Source organism: Clostridium algoriphilum (genome assembly GCF_020443705.1).
Taxonomy (GTDB): Bacteria; Bacillota; Clostridia; order Clostridiales; family Clostridiaceae; genus Clostridium_AD; species Clostridium_AD algoriphilum.
This window is the reverse complement of the sequence record NZ_JAIZZK010000042.1, coordinates 1-21,751: the sequence shown is the minus strand read 5'-3', so window position 1 is coordinate 21,751 and position 21,751 is coordinate 1. Positions and strand designations below refer to the sequence as shown.

Genomic DNA, 21,751 nt, shown 5'->3' with positions numbered 1-21,751 from the left:
TGTCAAAGGATATATTTGATTTTTCAAAAGAGGGTGGAAAAATCATGATTAAACATAAATGGATGGAAGAACCTCCTCAAATGGAAGACAGAAATCAGCTTACAAAATAAAAGTATAGATATGCGGTTGAAAATTCTAATTAATTCTTAATAAAATAATTAATTAGAACACATAAAAGCGGAGCTAATTGGCTCTGTTTTTCATTTCTTATATAGTAATACTCTACACCATTTAAGTTCATACTTACAAAATTACTAGAATCATCATAAGTATAGTAAATTTTATCTGTACTATTCACCTCATAAGATACTTTGCCCCCTACTAGATGATAATCTGTTGTAACTCCATTTACTATTTTCTATGTTCTGATACCTGAATGATTGTATTTGAAATTTACATCCTTACCGTTTTTCCAGTCTTTCCTGCTAATTGCCTACCCTGTTCCCACGTATAGGTATCTCCACCATAAGTTAATGGATTTCCTATTGCATCATAGGTTATTGCTTTTCCATCAAAGGAGGATTTTATCCTTCCAGGTATCATCATAAGTATAGGCGTAAGTTTACTTAAAACAAAATAGCTTTTAAAGAAATTATTCACTAAATCTGAAACTCCAAATAATATAATTGATCTTATGGATGCATTAAATGCTAGTAATGAGCAAAATAAGGGGCCATAGACACTATTGAGTAAACAATCATCCTCTTCTAAGTCTCTAGCTAAAATAAAAAAAGCCTGAAGCTAGTAAAACTAACATCAGGTTTATAAATTAACATTATTTATCTATTTTTCTATTATCCCACTTTTGAATAGTCAATTTTGAAAAAAACTTTTCCGACGGACTTGAATAACCGTCGGAAAACAAATAAATTTTAAGCTTTCAAACCTTTGCAACTGTTGGTATCACTTGTTAGTTGAACTACTGTCTCAACGTGAGGGGTTTGTATATATCTAGTATTTTAGCTTATCTATATATATTATATACTATCCTGAAAGCATTGATTTGAAAGCATCTATCAGGTAGATAATAATTTTATGGGTCTAAACTTAACTAATTGTATCTCATAATATTTTATGCAACGGTGGCAAATGGGTGGCATTGCCACCGTAATAATTCTGACTAATAGTTATACTTCATAATTTAGTAACCATGAATTTATTTAAATATGTTCCTATTTTAGCAGTAATAGAGTAATTATTTCATGTTTCCCTCTCATACTTAGTTTACGGCACTTTAATTTTAAAGGTGCAATTGTATTCTCCTATGTAAAACATTCGCTCTCTGCTTCAATGAGATCCTATTCTATTAAAAAATCATACTAAAATGGCTCTAGCATAAATTGCTAGAGCCTTTGATTTTGGCGGAGAAAGGGGGATTTGAACCCCCGGAACGGAATAACCCGTTCGCCTGTTTTCGAGTTATTTAACCCAAATCCCATCTCTCAAACCGTTGATATTTCTATATTTATACTTATCATTCTATATAATAGTGCGTATGATTATGATTTCCCTTAATCAACCGTAATTATAATCAATACTTACTTATTCGTCAACATATTAATTCCAGATATTAAAATTAGATATATACCAATCAACTATGACCATCTTATTATTGTAAACTTGTTGCAAAACATAATATTGAATTTCATCATTACTTAAATTCTTTTCTTTACCAATATCTATAATCTGACATACCTGATATAGCCACGCTGTCAGCATAAAGTATAGTAGCAGTAAAGTCATTAATACTATTGTCTCTAATTGTAACACCAGCATAATTATGCATGTTCTTTGGCTTATCTAAAGCAATATGTAACCCTAAAAAAATAAAAGCAAATCTCCAGACCCTATTAGGCTTTACATAGCAATACAAAATAATAGCTGCAAGTGGAAGTATAAAACCATCAGAAAATATTAGCCCTAATATTTCGTCTTTTATTGGATTAGATAATAATTTTGGCTGGAAAGCATAAAAATCTAGTACCTTAAACAAAAAAAACTCTGGGAGATCAATACATATAATTGATAATGAATACATCTCAATAAATCTATGGAAATCTATTTTTTCTCTTCGTAATAAATAAATAGCCCAAATAATATATATAGCAGTATTGATAATATAAAACATACTCTTCTCCTTAATTTGGTTTATTTTAATAACTAGTTTTAACATTACTTGCAACTTCTATACTAGAGTTTACATGCCATACACGGGTAAAGATTACCTAATATTATATCGTAACCTTTAAATATAAGGAGTACGAACAATTCAAGTACCCAAGACGCTGTCGTAGCGAATAAAAAAATGAAAATAAATCAGCAATATTTTTATTCTTCTTTCAAAATGACTATTTTACTTATTTCGTATTAATTTGAAAGCGTTATGCGTTATTTCATAATACTAAATGGAATTTTGAAAATATATAGTACAGCAAATGCTAAAGCCATTGATATTGGCCAAACTATAAGTGGTTTTTTATAATGTAGTCTTAGTATTATAAATAACCCACAATTAAATAAGGCAGACCACCCTATATTCCAACCATCATAGTGAAAAAATTCTCCTAAAATTATAGCTAACTCTTCATGTGCTGTAAATATAGTCGTCCATAAGAGTATGTAAATAATTTGTTTTTTTATTAATTTTGGATAGTATGTTAAGAATAATATAACTAAACATGGATATATTACAACTGCCTCAAATAAATCTGCAAAAGTATGATTCCAAATCCATCCACCGTAAGCCCAAAGTGGTTTATTATATAATAAAAAGTTACATACGAGGTCACCAATAATAAGAAATTGTATTGTAGGGTAGTATGATTTCCAATTTTTCCAATTTCCAACAGATAATTATAAAAATTATTCCCATTATTATACGATACATAATATTATAATCTCCTCGTTTTCTCACCTGTTTTAATTTTTCTCGATTTCTAAAATTTTATTTAATGGGTTATTTTATAAAAATCAGGTTTATTAATTTCTTTTTTTAAAGGTGCAATCCATGATATATACCAATCCCAATTAATATATTTAAGAAGATTGGTATATTTTTCAGCAATTACCTCTGTAACTGTTAAAGTAGTGCAGCAATAAAAGTAATACATAAATTGGATAAATACACTTTTCTTTTCAGGATATTTAAAAGTAAAAATAGTATAAATAGATGGATATACAAAATATTCAAATGAGAAACTTGTTGTACTTGCATGAGGGAAAAATGATCTTGCAGGGTATTCTATAAGTGAAAATTGTGCAACTAATAAGCCAAGTACCCAGGTAATACATTGTATAAATAAAAAGACTACCTGTGCTTCTCGAATTTTATTTTTAGGGATTAATATTACTAACGAACTGGCAATAAATATCCATCCAGCAATAATCAAAATAACATCAATATTCATAAGTTTCCCTCTCACTCCAATAAATTAATTATATAATAATTTATTTTCCCCAACTTTTGTATTATAATTCGGAATATTCATATATTAGTGAATGCTCCTTCGATCTATTGGTATTGCATTAAAATCTTAGGCATACAATATAACGTTTATTATATTGTGTATAATAGGGCTATAAACCTTTAAAACAAGGGCATATTATCTATAACTTTAGAAAGAAGGAATTAGATATGCAACTTATTTTAGTTTTATTAAACATATATTTATATCATGTATAAAGTGAAAAATAATGCATAAATAGAGTGCATATTCTTAATTAGACACCTTTTATGCAGTTTTAATAGTAGGTTATTGCATATATTAAAGCAACTATGAGTCTATAGGCTACATAAGGGCATTCACGACATTTACTTTTAATAACTATTTCTTTTTTATTGGATATATTTTAATTATTACATTTGTAGGAATAATTTTATTGTAATCTTCATCTCCACATTTCAAAAACTCTATACATGTATTATGATGAAAATAACCATCACACTCAAAAACATCATCACCTATAATAATTTTATAATTTTTCATAATTAATCTCCTTATTTCTTTGATTTTAACTCTCCTACTGATATTTTAATATCTATTAAATAGTACATTAAAGATAAGACTAAGAAGCATATATTATTATACCTGCTTCTTAGTCTTATCTTTAATAGCTTATTTTTTATTACTTTAACAACACGTTCAATCTTTTTTTTATTACTTTAAATAAATCTTCACATTCTTCATTTATATTATATATCAAATCAATTGTATCTTTTATTTCTGATTTTTTAGCATGAACTATAGGTGAATTAGTTAAAATATTAGCTGAGTTTGACAAATTAACAGAAGCAGTTGAAATCATATATAATATATTAGTAAGTGGTAAAACGCTATTAATTATATATTCATTTTCACATGGATCCAAAGGTAATTTGCACAATTCATCTTTAATCGTGTTTATATTTTTTAATGTATCTGAGGCTTGACTAATAGTAGTACTAGGAGTAGTAGTACCAGTACTACCTTCAACTGATGGATTAATATCAGAAGAATTATTAATAGCATTGTCCTTAGAAGACTCAACGGTTGAATCATTTATTGGAATTTTATTGCTACTCATTATTATCTCCTTCAACATATATTAAAATATAAACTAACCACAAAATATTATACGTTTTTAATTTAATTATACCATAATATACCATAAAAACAAGTTTAAAACAGTAATGTGAAACTACGTAAAACTGTATAACTAAGTTTATCTTAATAGTTAAACATTGATATTAAGTTTTATAAAAAAACTCATAAGGGTACCTTTATACGATAGCTCAATATAATAATAACGTAAAGCAATTTAAGGAGAAGATTATTAATGGCTTACAGTGCTAGAGAGTTACTAGCTAGAATACTAAAGTGTGAGGCTGGTGGAGAAGGAGAAAACGGAATGAAAGCAGTTGCCTCTGTAATTATGAACAGAGTTAATGTACCTAATGGCGAGTATCTTACGATATGTCAAGGTGATGTAAGAAAGGTTATATTCCAGACAGGACAATTTGATTGTGTATCTTCTGTACTTGGTGGCGTGGCTAACCCTCAAACTATTTGGGCAAGTCCACCAGAACAGATACATTATGATATTGCAGATTGGGCTTTGGCTGGTAATAGATTAAATACAACAGGTGAGGCATTGTGGTACTTTAATCCCTTTGCACCAGGTTGTCCATATCTTTTTCCTTTTAATGGTAGTGGTTCTTTTCAAATTAGCGTGGGTGAGCACTGCTATTACAATCCCACAGCACTCTATGCTAAAACTTGATTAAGAATAATTACTAATGACACCTTTATATGATAATTTATTATGATTTTTAAGGAGGATATTTTATGTTTATAACACAACCTAATAATTTTAATCAAGTTCCAATGTGGAATGGTGTTCCTATGTTTTCTGGATATCCAATGATGCCAAGGTTTAGTATGGGGGATGATCCAAGACAAAAACCTATGCCCCAAACTCCTGCTACCACTAAGCCACCAATCTCTACTGTTAAACCCCAGGTTACTAATGGTAGTCCCACGGCACCTGGCACGCCTATAATAAATGATCCACTATATAATCAAGGCTGGTTAAAAACACAAATAGGTAAATATATAAAGATTGAATTTTTAATTGGAAGCAATATGTTTATTGATCGCGAAGGTGTTCTACAAGAAGTTGGAATTAGTTATATCGTCATTAAAGAAAGTGGTACAAATGATCTAGTAATGTGTGATATATACTCTATCAAATTTGTAAGAGTTTTTGATAATCAAAGTGATAAATGTAGGGGGTAATAAAGTTTTTTCATACTTATCTTTAGTTAAGAAATAAAATAATTTTTAATGCAACATACTGGGGAGAGTAAATGGAGAATCTTAAAACCAAATAACTAACTAAGTATATATCTGCGAACACCTTTTAAGAAAATTATAAATAAGCATCTTAAAGTTCCACTCATGTATTTACATTTCATGTTCTTGATATGAGCATCATACAGATCTTAAACAAATAAAAAGTACTCATTAATTTTTTTCAAACCTAAAAAACGCACCAATTTTTTTGCTATATTTCATAATAAAATGGGTAAACTATTTAATGTACTGAATATATACAGTGCAATTTATATGTTTGAAGGGAGAATAATTATGAATAAAGAGACTTTAGAAGAAACAAAAAAATCAAATAAACAATCAGAGGCTAAAAAAGGTTCAAGTGATTATTTAAATTCTGGAATGAATAGCAGAGCTAACGATGCTACTTCAAAAGCAAAGGGACAATTAGATAACGAATATGCTACTAATGATCTTTCTAGTGATGCTTCTAGCAGAGCTAACGATGCTACTTCAAGAGCAAAGGGACAATTAGATAACGAATATGCTACTAATGATCTTTCTAGTGATGCTTCTAGCAGAGCTAACGATGCTACTTCAAGAGCAAAGGGACAATTAGATAACGAATATGCTACTAATGGTCTTTCTAGTGATGCTTCAAACGCTGATATGTCTAATATGACTAGCAATGCTAATGATGCTACTTCAGAAGAAACAAAAAAATTAAATGAACGTTCAGCTACCAATAAAGGGACTACTAAAAGATAAAAAATAAGGCAGGATTATCCTGCCTTATTTTTTAATAATAGCAAGGGGCTAACTAACCCTATTTTGTAATCTTAATTTGTCAGCCACCATTGCTATAAATTCTGAATTAGTAGGACTGCCTTTTTCATTACGAATAGTATAACCAAAAATTTTATTAATAGTTTCTACTTGTCCCCTACCCCATGCAACTTCTATTGCATGCCTCATTGCTCTTTCTACCCTACTAGCAGTAGTATTGAAATTCTTACCTACCAATGGGTACAATTCCTTTGTAACTGATGATAAAGTTCAATATCGTTCACTACCATGTTTATCGCCTCCCTTAAGTACATATAACCTTTTATATGAGAATAGCAACACAAAACTATGAATTTTATTTTTTGTGACATTACAACAGTAATAAGGGGACTTATATTTTATGATAAATACATAGCAACTTAATAATTTTTTAATTAAAGTCCCCCTTTAATTAAATATAAGTATATAAATCAAAAAAAATTAGTGTTAATTAGCTAGTTCTTTTTTATTTTTTTGTAGAAAATTTTCAATATAATTTATAAGTTGAATGTAACACAATACTGAACTGCTCCCTGTCAAGTAGACAGTGGAAATAATGAAAATTACTCAGGCGGCTAAAGCCCTAAATTCCAAAGGACTAAGGCCGTTTAATTTTTTCTGTAGTCTCTTAGTATTGTAGAAAATAATATATTTATCAATTGCCTTAGATAGCTCTTCATATGAACTATATTTGTGTAAGTAGTACTTCTCACACTTGAGAATACCCCAAAAGCCTTCCATAGGCCCATTGTCGATACATTTCCCAACTCGTGACATGCTTTGCGTCATTCCTGCAGCATCCAATTTTTCTTTAAATTCATTGGAGGTATACTGGTAACCTCGATCAGTATGAATCATTGGATTTGCACAAGGATAGGCTTTTAGAACTATATCTAAATTTTTAAACACAAGGCGGTTGTTGTTAGAATGTCCAAGTACATATCCAACAATAGAGTTGTCGTGCAGATCCAGTATGGCACTTAGATACGCTTTACTGGAATTACCGTACTTGAATTCAGTAACGTCCGTAAGCCACTTCTGATTTAATTTATCAGCAGTGAATTTCCGATTTAAAATGTTCTCTGCCACTTGCTGTGTATTAGATCTCACGTAACGTTTCTTTTTTCTACGGATAACAGATTGTAAACCTGAGAGCCTCATAAGTCGATAAATACGTTTATAGTTATAATTTTTCTTTAACTTACGATTCAAGTTCATCGTTATTCTTCTATAACCGTAAATTCCATTTACTTTATTATAAATTTTAATAATCTCTTCCATCAATATCTTATTTTCAGACTCTAGTACAGACCCTTCATGTGTTAACCACTTATAGTATGAAGAGCGTGGAATTATTGCTAATTTACATAACAAAGAGATAGAAAATTTTTCTTTTTCATGAAGTTGTGAAATTGTAATATACTTGTCCTCTTGCCTTGTACGCCTTAAGAACGCCTCCTTTCGAGTTCCTCCAATTTTTTTAAAAATGCATTTTCCGCCCTTAATCTCTCATTTTCTACTTTCAATTTCTTCATTGAAAGTTTTGCTCTGTCTTCAAGTGTTAGTTCCTCTTCAGGCTTTTTCCTGCCTCTCCTATCCTTCAATGCATTTTCACCGCCAGCTTCATATTTCTTAACCCATTGATATACTTGCTCGTAGGATACTTTATAACCCTCAGCAGCTTGTTGATAGTCGTTGTTTTGAGCAATACAGTAATATACAATTTCAATTCTTTCTTTCAAAGAAGTAACTCTTCCATTTGTCATAGTTTGGCTCATTCCCTTCGGTGTTACCTTTATTTCTCTATGACCATTATACTTGTTTGCCCATCTTTACAATACTGATATGTTCGATATTTTATATTTATTCACAACTTCTCTCTGTGAAAATTTTCCTGATAAGTAGTCTTTTACAGCCAGTTCCTTTAGTTCCTTTGAATATCTTTTGAATGTTTCCGATTCTTTTAATCTATCTATTCCATATTTACTATAGTTGTATCTCCAATTATATAAAGTTACTCTATTGATCCTATATTTACTAGCAATTTCCTTCATTGTTACAATTCCATTATCATACTCATTTAAAATTTCATACTTTTCTTCTGTTGTATATTTAGTTCTTCTAGACATAAAAATGCTCCCCTTTCTAGTAACAGATTTTTATTATTTAATCTGTCTACTTTAAGGGGAGCATATCATACTAATTATGTTACATTGAATGTATTATAAATTGTGTCCTAAATATCAAATGATTGCAGCAGCTCCGCCTTAAATGCTCTCTTCATATTGATTAATTAATTTATAGAATGTAGTTTTCTTTAATTCCAATATTTTCATAACATCAACCGCTTTTATAGTGTTTTCCTTGTACATTTTGTAATACTTATCCCATAACTTCGGTACTTCAATAGACTTACGTCCTTTATATTTCCCTTCTGTTACTGCAATTAATATGCCTTCCATCTGTCTATCTTTTAGATAGTCACGTTCAAGTTGTGCAACTGCTCCAAATACTGTAAGCATAAATACTCCCGTAGGTGTTGTAGTATCTATGGCTTCCTTTAATGATATAAAAATAACTCCCTTACTATTTAATTGTTCTACAAGTTCCAACAAATCTTTAGTGTTACGAGCAAACCTACTTATACTATCTACTATGAGCTTATCACCGTTCTTTAATGATGCCATTAGATTAGTTAACACTGGTCTATCTGTTACGTTCTTACCGCTAACCTTCTCTATATAAACACATTCCATTGGTATGTTATATTCTTTCGCCTTTGCCTCTTGTCTAATAGTCTTTTGTTCCTTTGAACTAACTCTGATATTATGTAGCAAGTCACATAATATCAGTTATGTGAGGTAATTCAAAATCAAGTATTGAGGCGGTAAAAGCCTTGAAATACAAAGTAAACTTCTGATATTACCTCACATAATTTTTTGAATTTGTAATGGCAAATCTATTGTAGAAACTCCGGAAATGATTTCTTCACTGTCTCGTTTGATTCATTTACAGGAATTACGTTTGGAATTTTACGTTCTGTAAGGGCCTGTGTTATTGCCATCTGGCTAACCTTTGCATAATGCTCAGTGGACTTGATCGTAGCATGGCCGAGGAAGTCTCGGATATATATGAGCTGGATACCGGCTTCAACCATATGAACACTTTTGCTATGCCGGAAACTGTGCGGTGAGTAATTGGTTTCCCTAAACATATCCGGACATTTTATCCTTGCCAACTCCACATATTTTTCAACAATATTGCGGATACATGCTGTAGTCATTTTTTCATGGGTTTGGCTGCTGAATAGCGGATGAATGTGCGATTCTTCATTATCAAGCTTTTGAGACTTCATGTATTGCTTTATCAGCTTTGAGCAATCGTCTGTTAATGGAATTTCTCGTGTTTTTCTCCCCTTGCCATGCAGTTTTATTCGGGTTGGGCGACCAAACCTAACATCGCCGACAATAACATCACAAAGCTCCTGAGCCCTGGCAGCACTATCATAGAGTAGGCATAACAAAGACTGATCTCTTCTTCCTAAGCGATTAGATATATCCGGTATATTAAGGAGAATCCCAATTTCTTCAACTGTAAAGTAGGGAAAGGCAACACTTGGTGTTTTCTTGGACGGCACAGCGCTGATGCGATTGAAAGCAGAAAGCGCAGCCATTTCACGCCTTGATGCATATTTGAAGAAAGCGGATATTGTAGCATGACGCTGGTTTCTCGATGATGCGCTATAATCACGCTCCTCTTCGAGCCAAATAACAAACTCTTCCATGAGTTCTATAGTAAAATGTTTATAGTCGATTAGATAATGGTGTATACCTTTTATTTCATCCATGAATTTAAACAGGATACGAAACCCATCTTTGTACGAAGTTATGGTGTTTTGGCTATAGCCGCCTGTCTTTGGGAGATACATTTCGAAATAGTCTCCCAGCTGCTGTATAAATAATGTTGTTTTCATTCTGATACCTCCGGGAAAACATGGGAGGTATAGACTGCCATTCGGTCAACAACATCAGCGTGCATCTCAGATGTCATGCGAAGATATTTCTCCGTACCATAGAGATCAGAGTGTCCCATGTAAGTTGAGAGGAACGGTACCGATTCATACAAGTTACATCCTTTCCGTTCCATTTTTCTGAATGAATCTACAGCAAAAGTATGGAGCAGGCAGTGGGGACAAATACCTCTGCTGACTTTAGTTCCATCTGGCAATGCTATTCCGGCACTTTTCAACGTAATGCCGAACCAGCGCCCCGCCCAAGTTTGCGGAACCATGCTATATTCTTTCCTAGAACCCTCATGATCTGCATTCCTTCTTCGTCTTGCACTAATTCCCCTGGTGCTCTACCATGAGCTACATTCCAATAATTTGGTACACATTATTTTGTACTACAGTTTCTGCTACACATTTTTTATGAAGTAAATGTTCTTTTATTTGCTATTAATATTTTTTAAATATTGTTTTAATATCATCAATATTCTTTGTTTTAGTTAAAGCCAATTGAAGAAGTATTCTTGCTTTTTGTGGTGCAAGATTGCTGCCGACTATCATGTTTTTATAATGATCGTATTGATCATCTCCTGCAATCTCCCCATCAGCAATCCTTGAAGTTCTTACAATCGGAAAATTTTTGCTCTCCAATCCACCTAGCTTTTTAGTCCAAGCTTCACTCATACAACCAGAACCGGCACCAGCTACAACTATACCATCATAATGTTCAGCCATATAATCTAATACGCCTGGATCTGCTTCAACACTGAAGTATGCAATTCCAACCTTAGGTAATGTAGTTAAGCCATCTACGCTAAATTCAGTATTTGTAGTATGTGGTTTTGTACTTTGGTTATAGAAATAAGGTGTATCATCACGCATAAATCCTAGGCTTCCTAAATCATTTTCACCAAAAGCATTAGTCTTAGAAGTATTTACTTTTTGAACATCTCTTCCTCCGTATATTCCGTCTGAGAAGTCTACCATTACCCCTTTTCCAACTGCATTTGGGCTAACTGCTAATGCAACAGATTGATATATATTCATAGGACCATCTGCACTTATAGCAGTTGCAGGACGCATTGCACCAGTAATTACAACTGGTTTGTCAGTTTTTACAACCATATTTAAGAAATATGCTGTTTCATCTAAAGTATCTGTACCATGAGTAATTACGAAACCAGCTATTGAGTCATCTTTTGCTAATTTGTTAATCATATTTGCAATAGAGATCCACTTGTCATATTTTATATCATCGCTGTTTACATTACAAACTTGTACACCCGTGATGTTTGCAAGCTTGTCTAAACCTTCAACAGAATGTGTTAAAGCTTTAACATCATATACTCCTGCTTTATAATTAGTTGTTTTACCTTTAGCACCACTTCCAGCAATAGTTCCGCCAGTTGCTATAACAACTACATTTTTTAAAGATAAATTTGGCTTATCCGGCTTTGATATAGTATAGCTAGAAACTGTTGCATCGGCAGACTTATGGAAAATATTTGTTGTCAATGCCACTGTAGCCACTATAGCCACTATAGCAAATAAAATCGTTAAAACTCTTTTCTTATTTATGTTCATATTTATATCCCCCATTTACGATTAATTTTTCAAATAAATATATGAAACTTTATATTTATAACGTTAGATGTAGTGACCATTAAAGGTTCTAAGAGTAAAGTAATTCCCTTTTCCTTTGCAAACTCGCTTAATAGACTTAAGCTCTCGGCTGATTGTTTCAATGCCTCTTCTCTAGGTTTATTAAAATATCCTAAGCCTGCACAGACTATTACACGTGGTGCCTCAAGTATGCTTGCTATTTCAATAGTTTTCTTAAAATAGTTTATACTGCTGTTTCATGGATCAGGTATCTTGTCTTAAAAAAGATATAGATGGAAGAAATCTTAAATTAGAATGTGTAACCTGGTCTACGCTTTAATATACTGTTTTTGCCTTTGTTTTAGCATATGATTTCATGGCATTAATTAAAGCAATTCTTTCTTTCTCACTCTTTCTTTCAGCCTTCATCCTATTGACCATATGCTCATAATTGTTTTTATCTCCACTACGCATATGCTCAAAATTATCGCGCTTAAACATAGGACAAATTTTCTCCTTTAATACAAAATATAAAATATAAAAACTTCCACCAATAATCCAAAGACAATTTATTAAAACCCAACCTATACTAAATTTCTCGTTTGGTTCAAAATTCTGTCTCCCATTTTTACAATACTTCATAACATCCCCCCCCTAAAATATTGCCTAGAACTTAGCTTCTAGGCATAGTTTAGAGCTTAAAGTATATCTTACGCGATTTAATGCTTAAACCCTCAGATTATCTGGTGGTTTTTTAATCATTGCTATTTTCAATTGGTTTGATCATTTTCTCCGGTTTAACATATTCGTCAAATTCTTTCTCAGTAAGAAACGACAATTTTACCGCAGCTTCCTTCAAGGTAATGTTTTGTTGAAGAGCGGTTTTCGCAACCATTGCAGCATTTTCGTATCCAATGTATGGGTTCAGCGCAGTAACTAACATCAGGGACTTTTTTAAATTTTTGTTGATGTTTTCCCGATTTGGTCGAATACCATTCGCACACCGTTCATTGAAAGAAACCACGGCGGTAGAAAGTAAATTTACCGATTGAAGGAAATTATAAATAATCATCGGCATAAACACATTGAGCTGAAAGTTTCCCTGTGATGCACCTATGCCCACAGCTACGTCATTTGCCATAACTTGGACACAGACCATAGTCATAGCCTCACACTGAGTTGGATTAACTTTGCCCGGCATAATAGAACTACCTGGTTCGTTTTGTGGTATTAAAATCTCGCCGATGCCACATCTTGGACCACTTGCCAGCCATCTGATGTCATTTGCAATTTTCATCAGGTTAGCCGCAAGCGCTTTTAATGCACCATGCGCAAAGGTGAGTGCATCCTTGCTGGTCAACGAATGAAATTTATTTGATGCAGTATAAAATTTCTTCCCCGTTATTTTTGAAATCTCTTCCGCAACGGTTTCACCAAATTTACAAGGGGCATTAAGCCCCGTACCAACAGCTGTACCTCCAAGAGCAAGTTCCTGCAAACTAACGGAAGCGGTACGAATCATGGCCTCACTCTTCTCAAGCATGGTCTCCCATCCACTGATTTCTTGCCCCAGGGAAAGTGGCGTCGCATCCTGCAGATGGGTTCGTCCCGTTTTGATGACAGCCATGTTTTCCGTGGACAATCGGGCAAAAGTATTCTTCAGTTGCGCGAGTGCCGGTATTAACTCATCTTCAATAGTCGTCAATGCTGCAATATGCATGGCAGTTGGGAACGTATCATTTGAACTCTGTGACTTATTGACATGATCGTTTGGATGGATTAATTTTTCTCCCAGCAGTTCATTGCCTCTGTTAGCAATTACCTCGTTCACGTTCATGTTAGACTGTGTACCACTTCCTGTCTGCCAGACCACTAATGGAAAATGATCTTCCAACTCACCTGAAAGTATTTCATCACAGACTGCTGCAATGGTATCCGCCCGTTTTTCATCCAACATTCCCAATTTGCAATTCGCCAACGCTGAAGCCTTTTTCAATATACCGAAGGCCCTGATGATTTCTGTGGGCATCTTTTCTCTGCCAATTTTAAAGTTTTCAAAGCTGCGCTCTGTCTGTGCACCCCAGTATTTCTCTGCAGGAACCTTTACCTCCCCCATAGTGTCATGTTCTATTCTATATTTCATATAACTTTGACTCCTTCCTTTATTTACGATTTATACCCAACCGGACTGGTACCAGTTTAACCTATCATATGTTTATACGGACTTTGATCTGCGTTAGAATCAGTAACACCGTTCTTAATTTCTTCTAGATATTTTCTCCCTTTAATTGCATTGTATTTACCTTCCCATTTGGACATAACCACAGCAGCTAATGAGTTACCAACTACATTTACAGCTGTTCTTGCCATATCTAAAATACGGTCAATTCCAGCGACAAATGCTACTCCTTCTAATGGAATACCTACAGATCCTAGAGTAGCTAATAATACAACCAAGGACGCTCCTGCCACACCTGCCATACCTTTTGAAGTAATCGCAAGAACTACCACTAAGTTGATTTGAGCCAATATCGGCAAATGAATTCCATATAACTGAGCAATAAATAGTGCTGCAATAGATTGGTATAATGTTGATCCATCTAAGTTAAATGAATAACCAGTTGGAATAACAAATGATACAATAGACTTCGAGCAACCAAAGTTCTCCATTTTTGTAATTAATCTAGGTAATACTGCTTCTGAACTTGCTGTAGTATATGCGAGAATAAGTTCATCTTTTACAACCTTAAGTAGTGAAAAAATGTTTATTCCAACCACTTTTGCTATTAATCCAAGTATTACCAAAACGAAGAATATCATACTTCCATAAATAGTACAAGTTAATTTACCAAGTGGAATTAGGGCCTTAAGTCCAAACTTGGAAACCGTTACACCCATTAAACCAAATACTCCAATTGGTGCCACTTTCATAACTTGATTAGTTACCCAGAACATTGTCTCAGAAATTCCTTGACATAATCGAAGAACGGGTTTTGCTTTTTCCCCCACCGCTGAAATTCCTAATCCGAACATAACTGAGAAGAATATGATAGAAAGCATATTTCCTTCAGCCATAGCACTAACAAAGTTTGTAGGAACAATATTTACAATCATATCTACCATACTGTGATTTGCAACGGCTTTAGTAGTGCTTACATAACTTGATATATTAGTTTTTACAAGTGATGCCATATCTATACCCGTTCCAGGATGGAATACATTACCTGCAATTATTCCAAATAAAATTGCAACTGTAGTTACTGCTTCAAAGTAAATTATAGTTTTTAAACCTAATCTACCAACTTGTTTACTATCCCCTCCACCTGCAATTCCAACAACAAGTGCGGTAAAAATAATTGGAACTATAATCATTTTAATTAGACGTATGAAAACATCGCCTAAAGGTTGTAGAAATGGTATAACTGCTGGGTTACCATAGAAAACGGCACCAACTATAATTCCAAGTACAAGTCCGATAATAATCTGTGTACCTAGTCCAAGCTTAAATTTTTTCATCTCATGTCCTCCTTTGAATTTTCCATTAATATAATATTTATAATAAGGCTTTCATAAAACCATTAATTGTTATTCAGGTTATTTCAAAAACAAAGAATTACTATATAGCAGCGTTAGTTCCACTGTTCCCGTTTTTTGCCTAATAGCTTATTACATTGTTGGTTCAGAAAAGGGTATAAAAATTAAAAAAATATAATTTATTATGAGGCTTAGTGAATGATTTAAGGACAGCCTTCACTAAGTCTCATTAAAAAATATCTACCGTAACAAAGAAGTTTCAATATATCCTGTAATATAAATTAAGACTTCACCTTGGTTATCTATATGTTGCTTTTTAATAACGCTTTCGTATGCTCTTCAACCATTTCAGGAGTAACATCATTTCTTCTAGCAACTCCAGTATCTATCGCAGCTTTTGCTACATAATAGGCTACTTTTGGTGCTACTCTTGAATCAAAAGCATCTGGAATTACATAATCTAGATTTAATTGTTCTTCACTAACAAGTTCTGCTATTGCATATGCTGCAGCTACTTTCATTTCATCATTTATATCACTAGCTCGAACGTCTAGTGCTCCTCTGAATATTCCTGGGAATGCTAATACATTATTAACTTGATTTGGGAAATCTGAACGTCCAGTTCCAATTACCTTAACTCCAGCTTTTTTAGCAATATCAGGCATGATTTCTGGGTCAGGATTAGCCATAGCAAATACAATAGAATCCTTGTTCATAGACTTTACCATTTTCTCAGTAAGGATTCCAGGTGCAGAAACACCAATAAATACATCTGCATCAATTAAGGCATCTATTAAATCTCCCTTTATATTATTTGGATTTGTTACTTTAATCAAGGATTTTTTAGCATCATTGATTTTTTCCCTGCCGCTATATAAAATTCCTGTTCTATCGCAAGTAATTAAATTTCTCACACCAGAGGCTACTAAAAGCTTTGAAATAGCTGTTCCAGCAGCTCCGGCACCGTTTACAACTACTTTTAAATTTTCTAATTTTTTACCTACTAATTTAAGAGCATTTATAAGTCCAGATAAAACTACAACTGCTGTTCCATGTTGGTCATCGTGGAATACAGGAATATTACATATTTCTTTTAACTTAGATTCTATTTCAAAGCATTCTGGAGCTTTTATATCTTCTAAATTTATTCCGCCAAAACTAGATTCCATAAGTTTTACAGTTTCAACTATTTTATTGATATCTTTAGTATCTAAGCAAATTGGAAAAGCATCTACTCCAGCAAAAGTTTTAAATAATACTGCTTTACCTTCCATAACAGGAAGTCCTGCTCCTGCTCCTATATCTCCAAGTCCTAATACTGCTGTGCCATTTGTTACAATAGCTACCCAATTTCCTTTTGAAGTGTAATCATAAATTGTTTCGAAATTTTTATTGATTTCTAAGCATGGCTCAGCAACCCCTGGAGTATATGCTATTGCTAAATCTTCATTGTTTTTTAAAGACACTTTACAACGAAGTGCAATCTTACCTTCATTATCTTTATGAAATTTCAATGCTCTTTCTCTTAGATTACTCATATTTTAGCCTCCTATTAAATTAATATTTAACCTACATTAGTTGTTTTGCCGATATACCTAGCTCTGACATTGATACTATATCTAATATATCGTAAAGTTCATTTTCGTTTAAAAGACCTTCTTTTAATATTAACTCTCCTACTGATTATCCAGTATTTAAAGCAGTTTTTGCAATTACAATAGCTTTTTTATAACCTACATGTGGGCAAATTACTGTAATAATTTCAACGCTATTTTCTAACAACTGTTTACAACTTTCAACTCTTCCTTTACTTTTCAATTCTTGAGATATTTCTTTTTATTACTAAGATATAAGGTGTGCAGGCATTAAACCGCGTAAACTATACTCTAATACCAAGAATAAGTTGATTATAATAAAATCGTTGTTTTAATTAGTTTTAATCCTTAACGTATAATTTCCGTGTTTTAATGCCTATACTCCATACGCTAAAAATGAATTTAGAAATTACGCCCTATGTCAGTTTTAACTAAATAACTAAATTTAGTTGAAAAACATACTAGTAATCGTTTTCTTAGACTTCATCCAATATATTCTATTGTTTACATTTAATTAGCAAAATAATTTATATAGCCATTAAATATTTTGCTGCTATTCCTGGTTCAGTCATTGCTATTGTATCTAGTATTTCACTAAGTTGTGGTTTTGTTAAAATACCCTCTTTAAGTAATAGTTCACTTATCGGTTCACCTGTTGCAATAGCTTTATCCGCAATTTTCGCAGCTGCCTTATACCCTACATGAGGTACTATGGCTGTAATTATTCCTACACTATTATCCACCAAGTATTTACATCTTTTCCTATTAGCTGTGATACCTTCAATACAATTTTCTCTAAGGGTACTAACTCCGTTAGCTAGTGTTTCTATTGATTCATACAAGTTATAGAATATAACAGGTTCAAATGCATTTAATTCTAATTGTCCAGCTTCTGCAGCTATTGTTATCGTAACATCATTCCCTATAATATTGAAAGATACTTGACTCATAACTTCTGGAATTACAGGGTTTATCTTTCCTGGCATTATTGAAGATCCATTTTGTTTTGCTGGAAGATTGATTTCTCCAAAGCCTGTTCTTGGACCTGAAGACATTAATCTTAAATCATTTGATATTTTAGATAGACTTACCGCACAAGTTTTAAGAGCTGATGAAACATCTACAAAAATATCTAAATTCTGTGTTCCATCTACTAGATCTTCTGCTTGATGCAAATCTAGATTAATAACATCATTAATTGCTGGTACGATTTTTTTAAAATATTCTGTATCCACGTTTATTCCTGTTCCTATGGCAGAAGCGCCCATGTTTACACTCTTTAAACCTGCACTAGCTTTTTCAATCCTATCAATATTTCTTTTTATTACTGAGCTATATGCATGGAATTCCTGGCCTAATCTAATAGGTACGGCATCTTGCATTTGAGTTCTTCCCATTTTAATAACATCATCGAATTCTTTAGACTTTTCAATAAATACATCATCAAGTTTTCTTAACTCCTCTAAGGTTCTTGGCATAAGTTTTAGAGCTGCCATCTTACCTGCTGTTGGGAATACATCATTTGTAGATTGTCCCATATTTACATGATCATTTGGATGAACTTTATCATATGCACCCAATTTACCGCCCAATATTTCATTTGCTCTATTAGCAATTACTTCATTTGCATTCATATTACCTGATGTACCTGCTCCACCTTGGATGGGATCAATTATAAATTCATCATGTAATTTACCGGATATTATTTCATCACATGCTTGCACTATAGCATCTCTGATTTCTTTATTCATTAATCCGGCTTCATTATTTGCAATAGCTGTTGCTTTTTTAACTTGGGCAAGGCTAATTATTAGGTCCTTGTGCATCCTTCTACCTGTAATATTAAAGTTTTCTGACGCTCTTAGTGATTGAACTCCGTAATATGCTTCTATAGGTACCTTCTTAGATCCAACGGAATCGCTTTCCATTCTATATTTTTGCATGTTTTCATTCATAATAATTCCCCCTATTCACTATAATGTCCTTACAATACCATTTAAAATAAATTTTGTCAAATGAATATTTATTCTTCAAAGCATCATTAACAACTAAATTAAATTTATTATTTTTTATGTATTTGTTGGTATATGGAGCTTTAAACCATTATAATTTGAAAATTATTTTTTAATTATGTAGGGTTTTAATTAATACGATAATGTTCTGAATATTTTGAATATTACAGGATAAACGTTATTTCAATTTTACATTTACCCTTCAACCGATAATACACATCAAAAAAAATAAGCACCTCAAGGTACTAGGATAACTGGAATTTATCTCCTTACTACTAGGATTTCTTTGATATTTACAGTCAGATAACATAACATCACAATGAATAAATTCATCTATTAATAAATCACATTGTAATTGTTTTTAAAAATTCATTTTATAAATTAAAAAATATTTTTTTAATAAAATTTAAAAGTGAATTTCACCTCTAAATGTAAGATAAAACTCACTTTTAATTTAAAAAACATAATATTTTTTTCTTGTAATTAATCTACTTGATATTTTTTATACTATTACATAAATTTATTTTATAAACAATATTAGGTTGAGGGGTATGTAATTATTTTTTAATACCACTATCATCTGTTAATTTAAATTTAAACTTTTCCGGTATAAATGGAATTTCTTCTAAATTCCATTATGTTTTATTTCTATCAAAAAAATTATCTAAATCATATAATTTTAAAAGATGCCCAAAAGCAAATGTTACTATATATTCTGCATTTTCAAAATACCCATCATTTTTTTGCATACCTCCGATACTTTTCACAATATTCATTGCTAATGATGGCTTTTCTGCAATTATTAATTTTGCCAATTTTATCACTCGCTTTCTCTATAAATTTTATATAACTTTTTCTGCTCCGCTCTCCATGATGGACACCTTGTCACTCAATTATCATGGGTGGCAACTTCCATCATTACGTTTGGTATATTTATTGATTTCTTTTTAATTCAGGCAAAATAATAAGACTACACATTAAAATAAGTGTAATCTTATTATTTTTTATTCATTTCTTTCCATGTTGTTTTTTTCGATTTCATTTTGTAATTTTTCATAATCCCTTTGATTTTTAGAATGTTCATAACTATTATCCATGATCCTATCAATTCTTCTTAAACATACAGCAACAATTGAATTTTTAATTAATACCTTTCTATATGTCTTACTTAAAACTTTTCTATCTGTTTTACTTAAATTGTTTTTATGTTTCCTACCAAGCAAATTATAATCATATTCTTTAATTTCTTTTAGAATTATGTTACCCATCCTAGTTTTTAGATCTTTCATTTTAGTGTCATAATATTGTTTATAAGAATTGTTTTTTCCTTCTCCATAAGCTTCTTTTAAATTCACTTCTTGTTTTTTTAATTCTTCTTGTTTTTTTAATTCTTCTTTTAATTTTAAAAAATCATCTTTATGATATTTTTCTATATAAATATCTGTCATTTTATCTATTAAAGGTCTTACATGATTTATAGCATTATAATTGTAATTCCATTGTTTTCTATCCTCTGGTAACTTGCTATGTATTTCAATAAACAATTTTTTGAGCTTTATGTTATCTAAAGATTTTACTTTGTTTTTATTACCAATTATATCTTTTCTTATTATGTCACTTATTTTTTTATACTGTTCATTGTTATTTGTAATTCCATTTACAATTTAGATTTCATTGCTAATATGGATTTTGGTTTCCGTCTTCCTCTTGTTTTACTTGGGTTTAATTTAACAGTTGAAACATGAACGTGGATATTATCGGTATTATAATGAATATCTGCGCACCAACTTTCAGCCCTTAATTATATTGCTCCGTAGTCCCTCTTCGAAGATACCGAGTGTATTTAATACGGACTGTTTTACACCCTTAACATCAGCAATATTTTACTCCTATCCCTTCAATATTGCTAAACATAATAATAGGCATACAATAAGATATATGGAACTTAATATTAATTCTAAGCTATGCCAACTACGTTTTTGTTGTGGTATGTTGCGTCCTTTAATATTCATTATTTTATCATCTAGATCCTGAGTATGTTGCTCTAGTAACTTTATATCCTGGGGTTTTTCTTTTAATAAAATTTGACTATTCTCCACAAGCTTGTGTAATTCATGTATTTGCAGGTCTTTATCTTTTAATTGCAAATCTTTCTCTTCTAATTGGCTTTTCAACAAGTTAAATATATCTTGATTCATGCTTAAACTCTCTGTATCACTAACGATTTCATCATCCACGGTAATAGTAGTATCTTCTTTTTTTAGAGTCTTTTAAATTGTCTTTATTGGCCTTTAAACTATCCTTAATTAAAATCAAACCTTCCTCGTCAATATAGGTAATACCTTGCTTTTTAATTATATGTTCCTG

General features: G+C 32.0%; 21 protein-coding genes and 5 pseudogenes. 4 read left to right on the top strand and 22 right to left on the bottom strand.

Going from position 1 to position 21,751, the window contains the following annotated elements; translation table 11 throughout:
- Positions 1 to 393 precede the first annotated feature (393 nt).
- From LGK95_RS19465 to LGK95_RS19445, 6 genes and pseudogenes are all read right to left on the bottom strand, one after another.
- The gene (locus LGK95_RS19465) at positions 394 to 600 is read right to left on the bottom strand and encodes a hypothetical protein (RefSeq protein WP_226126574.1); all 207 of its coding nucleotides are present in this window, start codon (positions 598 to 600) and stop codon (positions 394 to 396) included.
- Positions 601 to 1,669: 1,069 nt separating this feature from the next.
- Positions 1,670 to 2,128: a hypothetical protein gene (locus tag LGK95_RS19460; protein WP_226126573.1), complete on the bottom strand. Its 459-nt coding sequence runs from the start codon at positions 2,126 to 2,128 to the stop codon at positions 1,670 to 1,672.
- Between the two features lie 260 nt (positions 2,129 to 2,388).
- Positions 2,389 to 2,826, bottom strand: a pseudogene (locus LGK95_RS22910) (CBO0543 family protein); the annotation flags it as partial.
- A gap of 122 nt (positions 2,827 to 2,948) precedes the next feature.
- Positions 2,949 to 3,407 (bottom strand): CBO0543 family protein, encoded by a 459-nt coding sequence (locus LGK95_RS19455; protein ID WP_226126572.1) that lies wholly within the window; start codon positions 3,405 to 3,407, stop codon positions 2,949 to 2,951.
- A gap of 417 nt (positions 3,408 to 3,824) precedes the next feature.
- Positions 3,825 to 3,986 (bottom strand): hypothetical protein, encoded by a 162-nt coding sequence (locus LGK95_RS19450; protein ID WP_226126571.1) that lies wholly within the window; start codon positions 3,984 to 3,986, stop codon positions 3,825 to 3,827.
- Between the two features lie 139 nt (positions 3,987 to 4,125).
- Entirely contained in the window at positions 4,126 to 4,563 is a 438-nt protein-coding gene (locus tag LGK95_RS19445; protein ID WP_226126570.1) for a hypothetical protein, read from the bottom strand.
- Positions 4,564 to 4,815: 252 nt separating this feature from the next.
- Here LGK95_RS19445 and LGK95_RS19440 point away from each other — a divergent pair, with 252 nt between their 5' ends.
- The 3 genes from LGK95_RS19440 (at position 4,816) to LGK95_RS19430 (ending at position 6,578) form a co-directional block, all read left to right on the top strand.
- Positions 4,816 to 5,259 (top strand): cell wall hydrolase, encoded by a 444-nt coding sequence (locus tag LGK95_RS19440; RefSeq protein ID WP_226126569.1) that lies wholly within the window; start codon positions 4,816 to 4,818, stop codon positions 5,257 to 5,259.
- A 65-nt stretch (positions 5,260 to 5,324) separates the two neighbouring features.
- Positions 5,325 to 5,774, top strand: a complete 450-nt coding sequence (locus tag LGK95_RS19435; protein WP_226126568.1) for a hypothetical protein — start codon at positions 5,325 to 5,327, stop codon at positions 5,772 to 5,774.
- 351 nt (positions 5,775 to 6,125) lie between these two features.
- Positions 6,126 to 6,578: a hypothetical protein gene (locus LGK95_RS19430; protein WP_226126567.1), complete on the top strand. Its 453-nt coding sequence runs from the start codon at positions 6,126 to 6,128 to the stop codon at positions 6,576 to 6,578.
- Positions 6,579 to 6,626: 48 nt separating this feature from the next.
- Here the strand turns inward: LGK95_RS19430 and LGK95_RS19425 are convergent.
- From LGK95_RS19425 to LGK95_RS19370, 10 genes and pseudogenes are all read right to left on the bottom strand, one after another.
- Positions 6,627 to 6,928: pseudogene (locus LGK95_RS19425) on the bottom strand (sporulation initiation factor Spo0A C-terminal domain-containing protein); the annotation flags it as partial.
- A gap of 274 nt (positions 6,929 to 7,202) precedes the next feature.
- A pseudogene (locus tag LGK95_RS22905) lies at positions 7,203 to 8,764 on the bottom strand (IS3 family transposase).
- A 138-nt stretch (positions 8,765 to 8,902) separates the two neighbouring features.
- Entirely contained in the window at positions 8,903 to 9,472 is a 570-nt protein-coding gene (locus LGK95_RS19405) for a recombinase family protein (RefSeq protein WP_226126564.1), read from the bottom strand.
- Positions 9,473 to 9,594: 122 nt separating this feature from the next.
- Complete coding sequence (locus LGK95_RS19400) at positions 9,595 to 10,608, bottom strand: tyrosine-type recombinase/integrase (protein WP_226126563.1); 1,014 nt, start codon at positions 10,606 to 10,608, stop codon at positions 9,595 to 9,597.
- Between the two features lie 271 nt (positions 10,609 to 10,879).
- A pseudogene (locus tag LGK95_RS19395) lies at positions 10,880 to 11,020 on the bottom strand (flavodoxin family protein); the annotation flags it as partial.
- Between the two features lie 71 nt (positions 11,021 to 11,091).
- On the bottom strand, positions 11,092 to 12,225 hold the full coding sequence (locus LGK95_RS19390) for an asparaginase (protein ID WP_226126562.1): 1,134 nt from the start codon (positions 12,223 to 12,225) through the stop codon (positions 11,092 to 11,094).
- A 29-nt stretch (positions 12,226 to 12,254) separates the two neighbouring features.
- On the bottom strand, positions 12,255 to 12,491 hold the full coding sequence (locus tag LGK95_RS22900; RefSeq protein WP_226126576.1) for a TIM barrel protein: 237 nt from the start codon (positions 12,489 to 12,491) through the stop codon (positions 12,255 to 12,257).
- 88 nt (positions 12,492 to 12,579) lie between these two features.
- Positions 12,580 to 12,885, bottom strand: coding sequence for a hypothetical protein (locus LGK95_RS19380; protein WP_226126561.1), 306 nt, complete (start codon positions 12,883 to 12,885; stop codon positions 12,580 to 12,582).
- Between the two features lie 112 nt (positions 12,886 to 12,997).
- Positions 12,998 to 14,386 (bottom strand): class II fumarate hydratase, encoded by a 1,389-nt coding sequence (gene fumC, locus LGK95_RS19375; RefSeq protein ID WP_226126560.1) that lies wholly within the window; start codon positions 14,384 to 14,386, stop codon positions 12,998 to 13,000.
- Positions 14,387 to 14,442: 56 nt separating this feature from the next.
- A complete protein-coding gene (locus tag LGK95_RS19370; protein ID WP_226126559.1) occupies positions 14,443 to 15,759 on the bottom strand; it encodes a cation:dicarboxylate symporter family transporter in 1,317 nt (438 codons plus the stop codon).
- Between the two features lie 35 nt (positions 15,760 to 15,794).
- On the opposite strand from LGK95_RS19370, the gene LGK95_RS22895 reads away from it, so the two are divergent.
- Entirely contained in the window at positions 15,795 to 15,902 is a 108-nt protein-coding gene (locus LGK95_RS22895; RefSeq protein WP_404814478.1) for a GlpM family protein, read from the top strand.
- 177 nt (positions 15,903 to 16,079) lie between these two features.
- Here the strand turns inward: LGK95_RS22895 and LGK95_RS19360 are convergent, their stop codons facing one another.
- The 6 genes and pseudogenes from LGK95_RS19360 to LGK95_RS19340 form a co-directional block, all read right to left on the bottom strand.
- Positions 16,080 to 17,315, bottom strand: coding sequence for an NAD(P)-dependent malic enzyme (locus LGK95_RS19360; protein WP_226126558.1), 1,236 nt, complete (start codon positions 17,313 to 17,315; stop codon positions 16,080 to 16,082).
- A 145-nt stretch (positions 17,316 to 17,460) separates the two neighbouring features.
- Entirely contained in the window at positions 17,461 to 17,595 is a 135-nt protein-coding gene (locus LGK95_RS22575; protein ID WP_264174619.1) for a hypothetical protein, read from the bottom strand.
- 304 nt (positions 17,596 to 17,899) lie between these two features.
- Complete coding sequence (locus LGK95_RS19355) at positions 17,900 to 19,327, bottom strand: aspartate ammonia-lyase (protein WP_226126557.1); 1,428 nt, start codon at positions 19,325 to 19,327, stop codon at positions 17,900 to 17,902.
- A gap of 692 nt (positions 19,328 to 20,019) precedes the next feature.
- Positions 20,020 to 20,208, bottom strand: a complete 189-nt coding sequence (locus LGK95_RS19350; protein WP_226126556.1) for a hypothetical protein — start codon at positions 20,206 to 20,208, stop codon at positions 20,020 to 20,022.
- A gap of 180 nt (positions 20,209 to 20,388) precedes the next feature.
- Positions 20,389 to 21,137, bottom strand: a pseudogene (gene mobL / locus LGK95_RS19345) (relaxase MobL).
- A gap of 136 nt (positions 21,138 to 21,273) precedes the next feature.
- The gene (locus tag LGK95_RS19340; protein ID WP_226126555.1) at positions 21,274 to 21,621 is read right to left on the bottom strand and encodes a hypothetical protein; all 348 of its coding nucleotides are present in this window, start codon (positions 21,619 to 21,621) and stop codon (positions 21,274 to 21,276) included.
- Positions 21,622 to 21,751 lie beyond the last annotated feature (130 nt).

What these genes read in the sequence shown, in the direction of transcription:
- LGK95_RS19460 (WP_226126573.1), bottom strand. Translation starts at nt 2,128, where the DNA reads ATGTTTTATATTATCAATACTGCTATATATATTATTTGGGCTATTTAT.
- LGK95_RS19455 (WP_226126572.1), bottom strand. Translation starts at nt 3,407, where the DNA reads ATGAATATTGATGTTATTTTGATTATTGCTGGATGGATATTTATTGCC.
- LGK95_RS19450 (WP_226126571.1), bottom strand. Translation starts at nt 3,986, where the DNA reads ATGAAAAATTATAAAATTATTATAGGTGATGATGTTTTTGAGTGTGAT.
- LGK95_RS19445 (WP_226126570.1), bottom strand. Translation starts at nt 4,563, where the DNA reads ATGAGTAGCAATAAAATTCCAATAAATGATTCAACCGTTGAGTCTTCT.
- LGK95_RS19440 (WP_226126569.1), top strand. Translation starts at nt 4,816, where the DNA reads ATGGCTTACAGTGCTAGAGAGTTACTAGCTAGAATACTAAAGTGTGAG.
- LGK95_RS19435 (WP_226126568.1), top strand. Translation starts at nt 5,325, where the DNA reads ATGTTTATAACACAACCTAATAATTTTAATCAAGTTCCAATGTGGAAT.
- LGK95_RS19430 (WP_226126567.1), top strand. Translation starts at nt 6,126, where the DNA reads ATGAATAAAGAGACTTTAGAAGAAACAAAAAAATCAAATAAACAATCA.
- LGK95_RS19400 (WP_226126563.1), bottom strand. Translation starts at nt 10,608, where the DNA reads ATGAAAACAACATTATTTATACAGCAGCTGGGAGACTATTTCGAAATG.
- LGK95_RS19390 (WP_226126562.1), bottom strand. Translation starts at nt 12,225, where the DNA reads ATGAACATAAATAAGAAAAGAGTTTTAACGATTTTATTTGCTATAGTG.
- LGK95_RS19380 (WP_226126561.1), bottom strand. Translation starts at nt 12,885, where the DNA reads ATGAAGTATTGTAAAAATGGGAGACAGAATTTTGAACCAAACGAGAAA.
- fumC (WP_226126560.1), bottom strand. Translation starts at nt 14,386, where the DNA reads ATGAAATATAGAATAGAACATGACACTATGGGGGAGGTAAAGGTTCCT.
- LGK95_RS19370 (WP_226126559.1), bottom strand. Translation starts at nt 15,759, where the DNA reads ATGAAAAAATTTAAGCTTGGACTAGGTACACAGATTATTATCGGACTT.
- LGK95_RS19360 (WP_226126558.1), bottom strand. Translation starts at nt 17,315, where the DNA reads ATGAGTAATCTAAGAGAAAGAGCATTGAAATTTCATAAAGATAATGAA.
- LGK95_RS19355 (WP_226126557.1), bottom strand. Translation starts at nt 19,327, where the DNA reads ATGAATGAAAACATGCAAAAATATAGAATGGAAAGCGATTCCGTTGGA.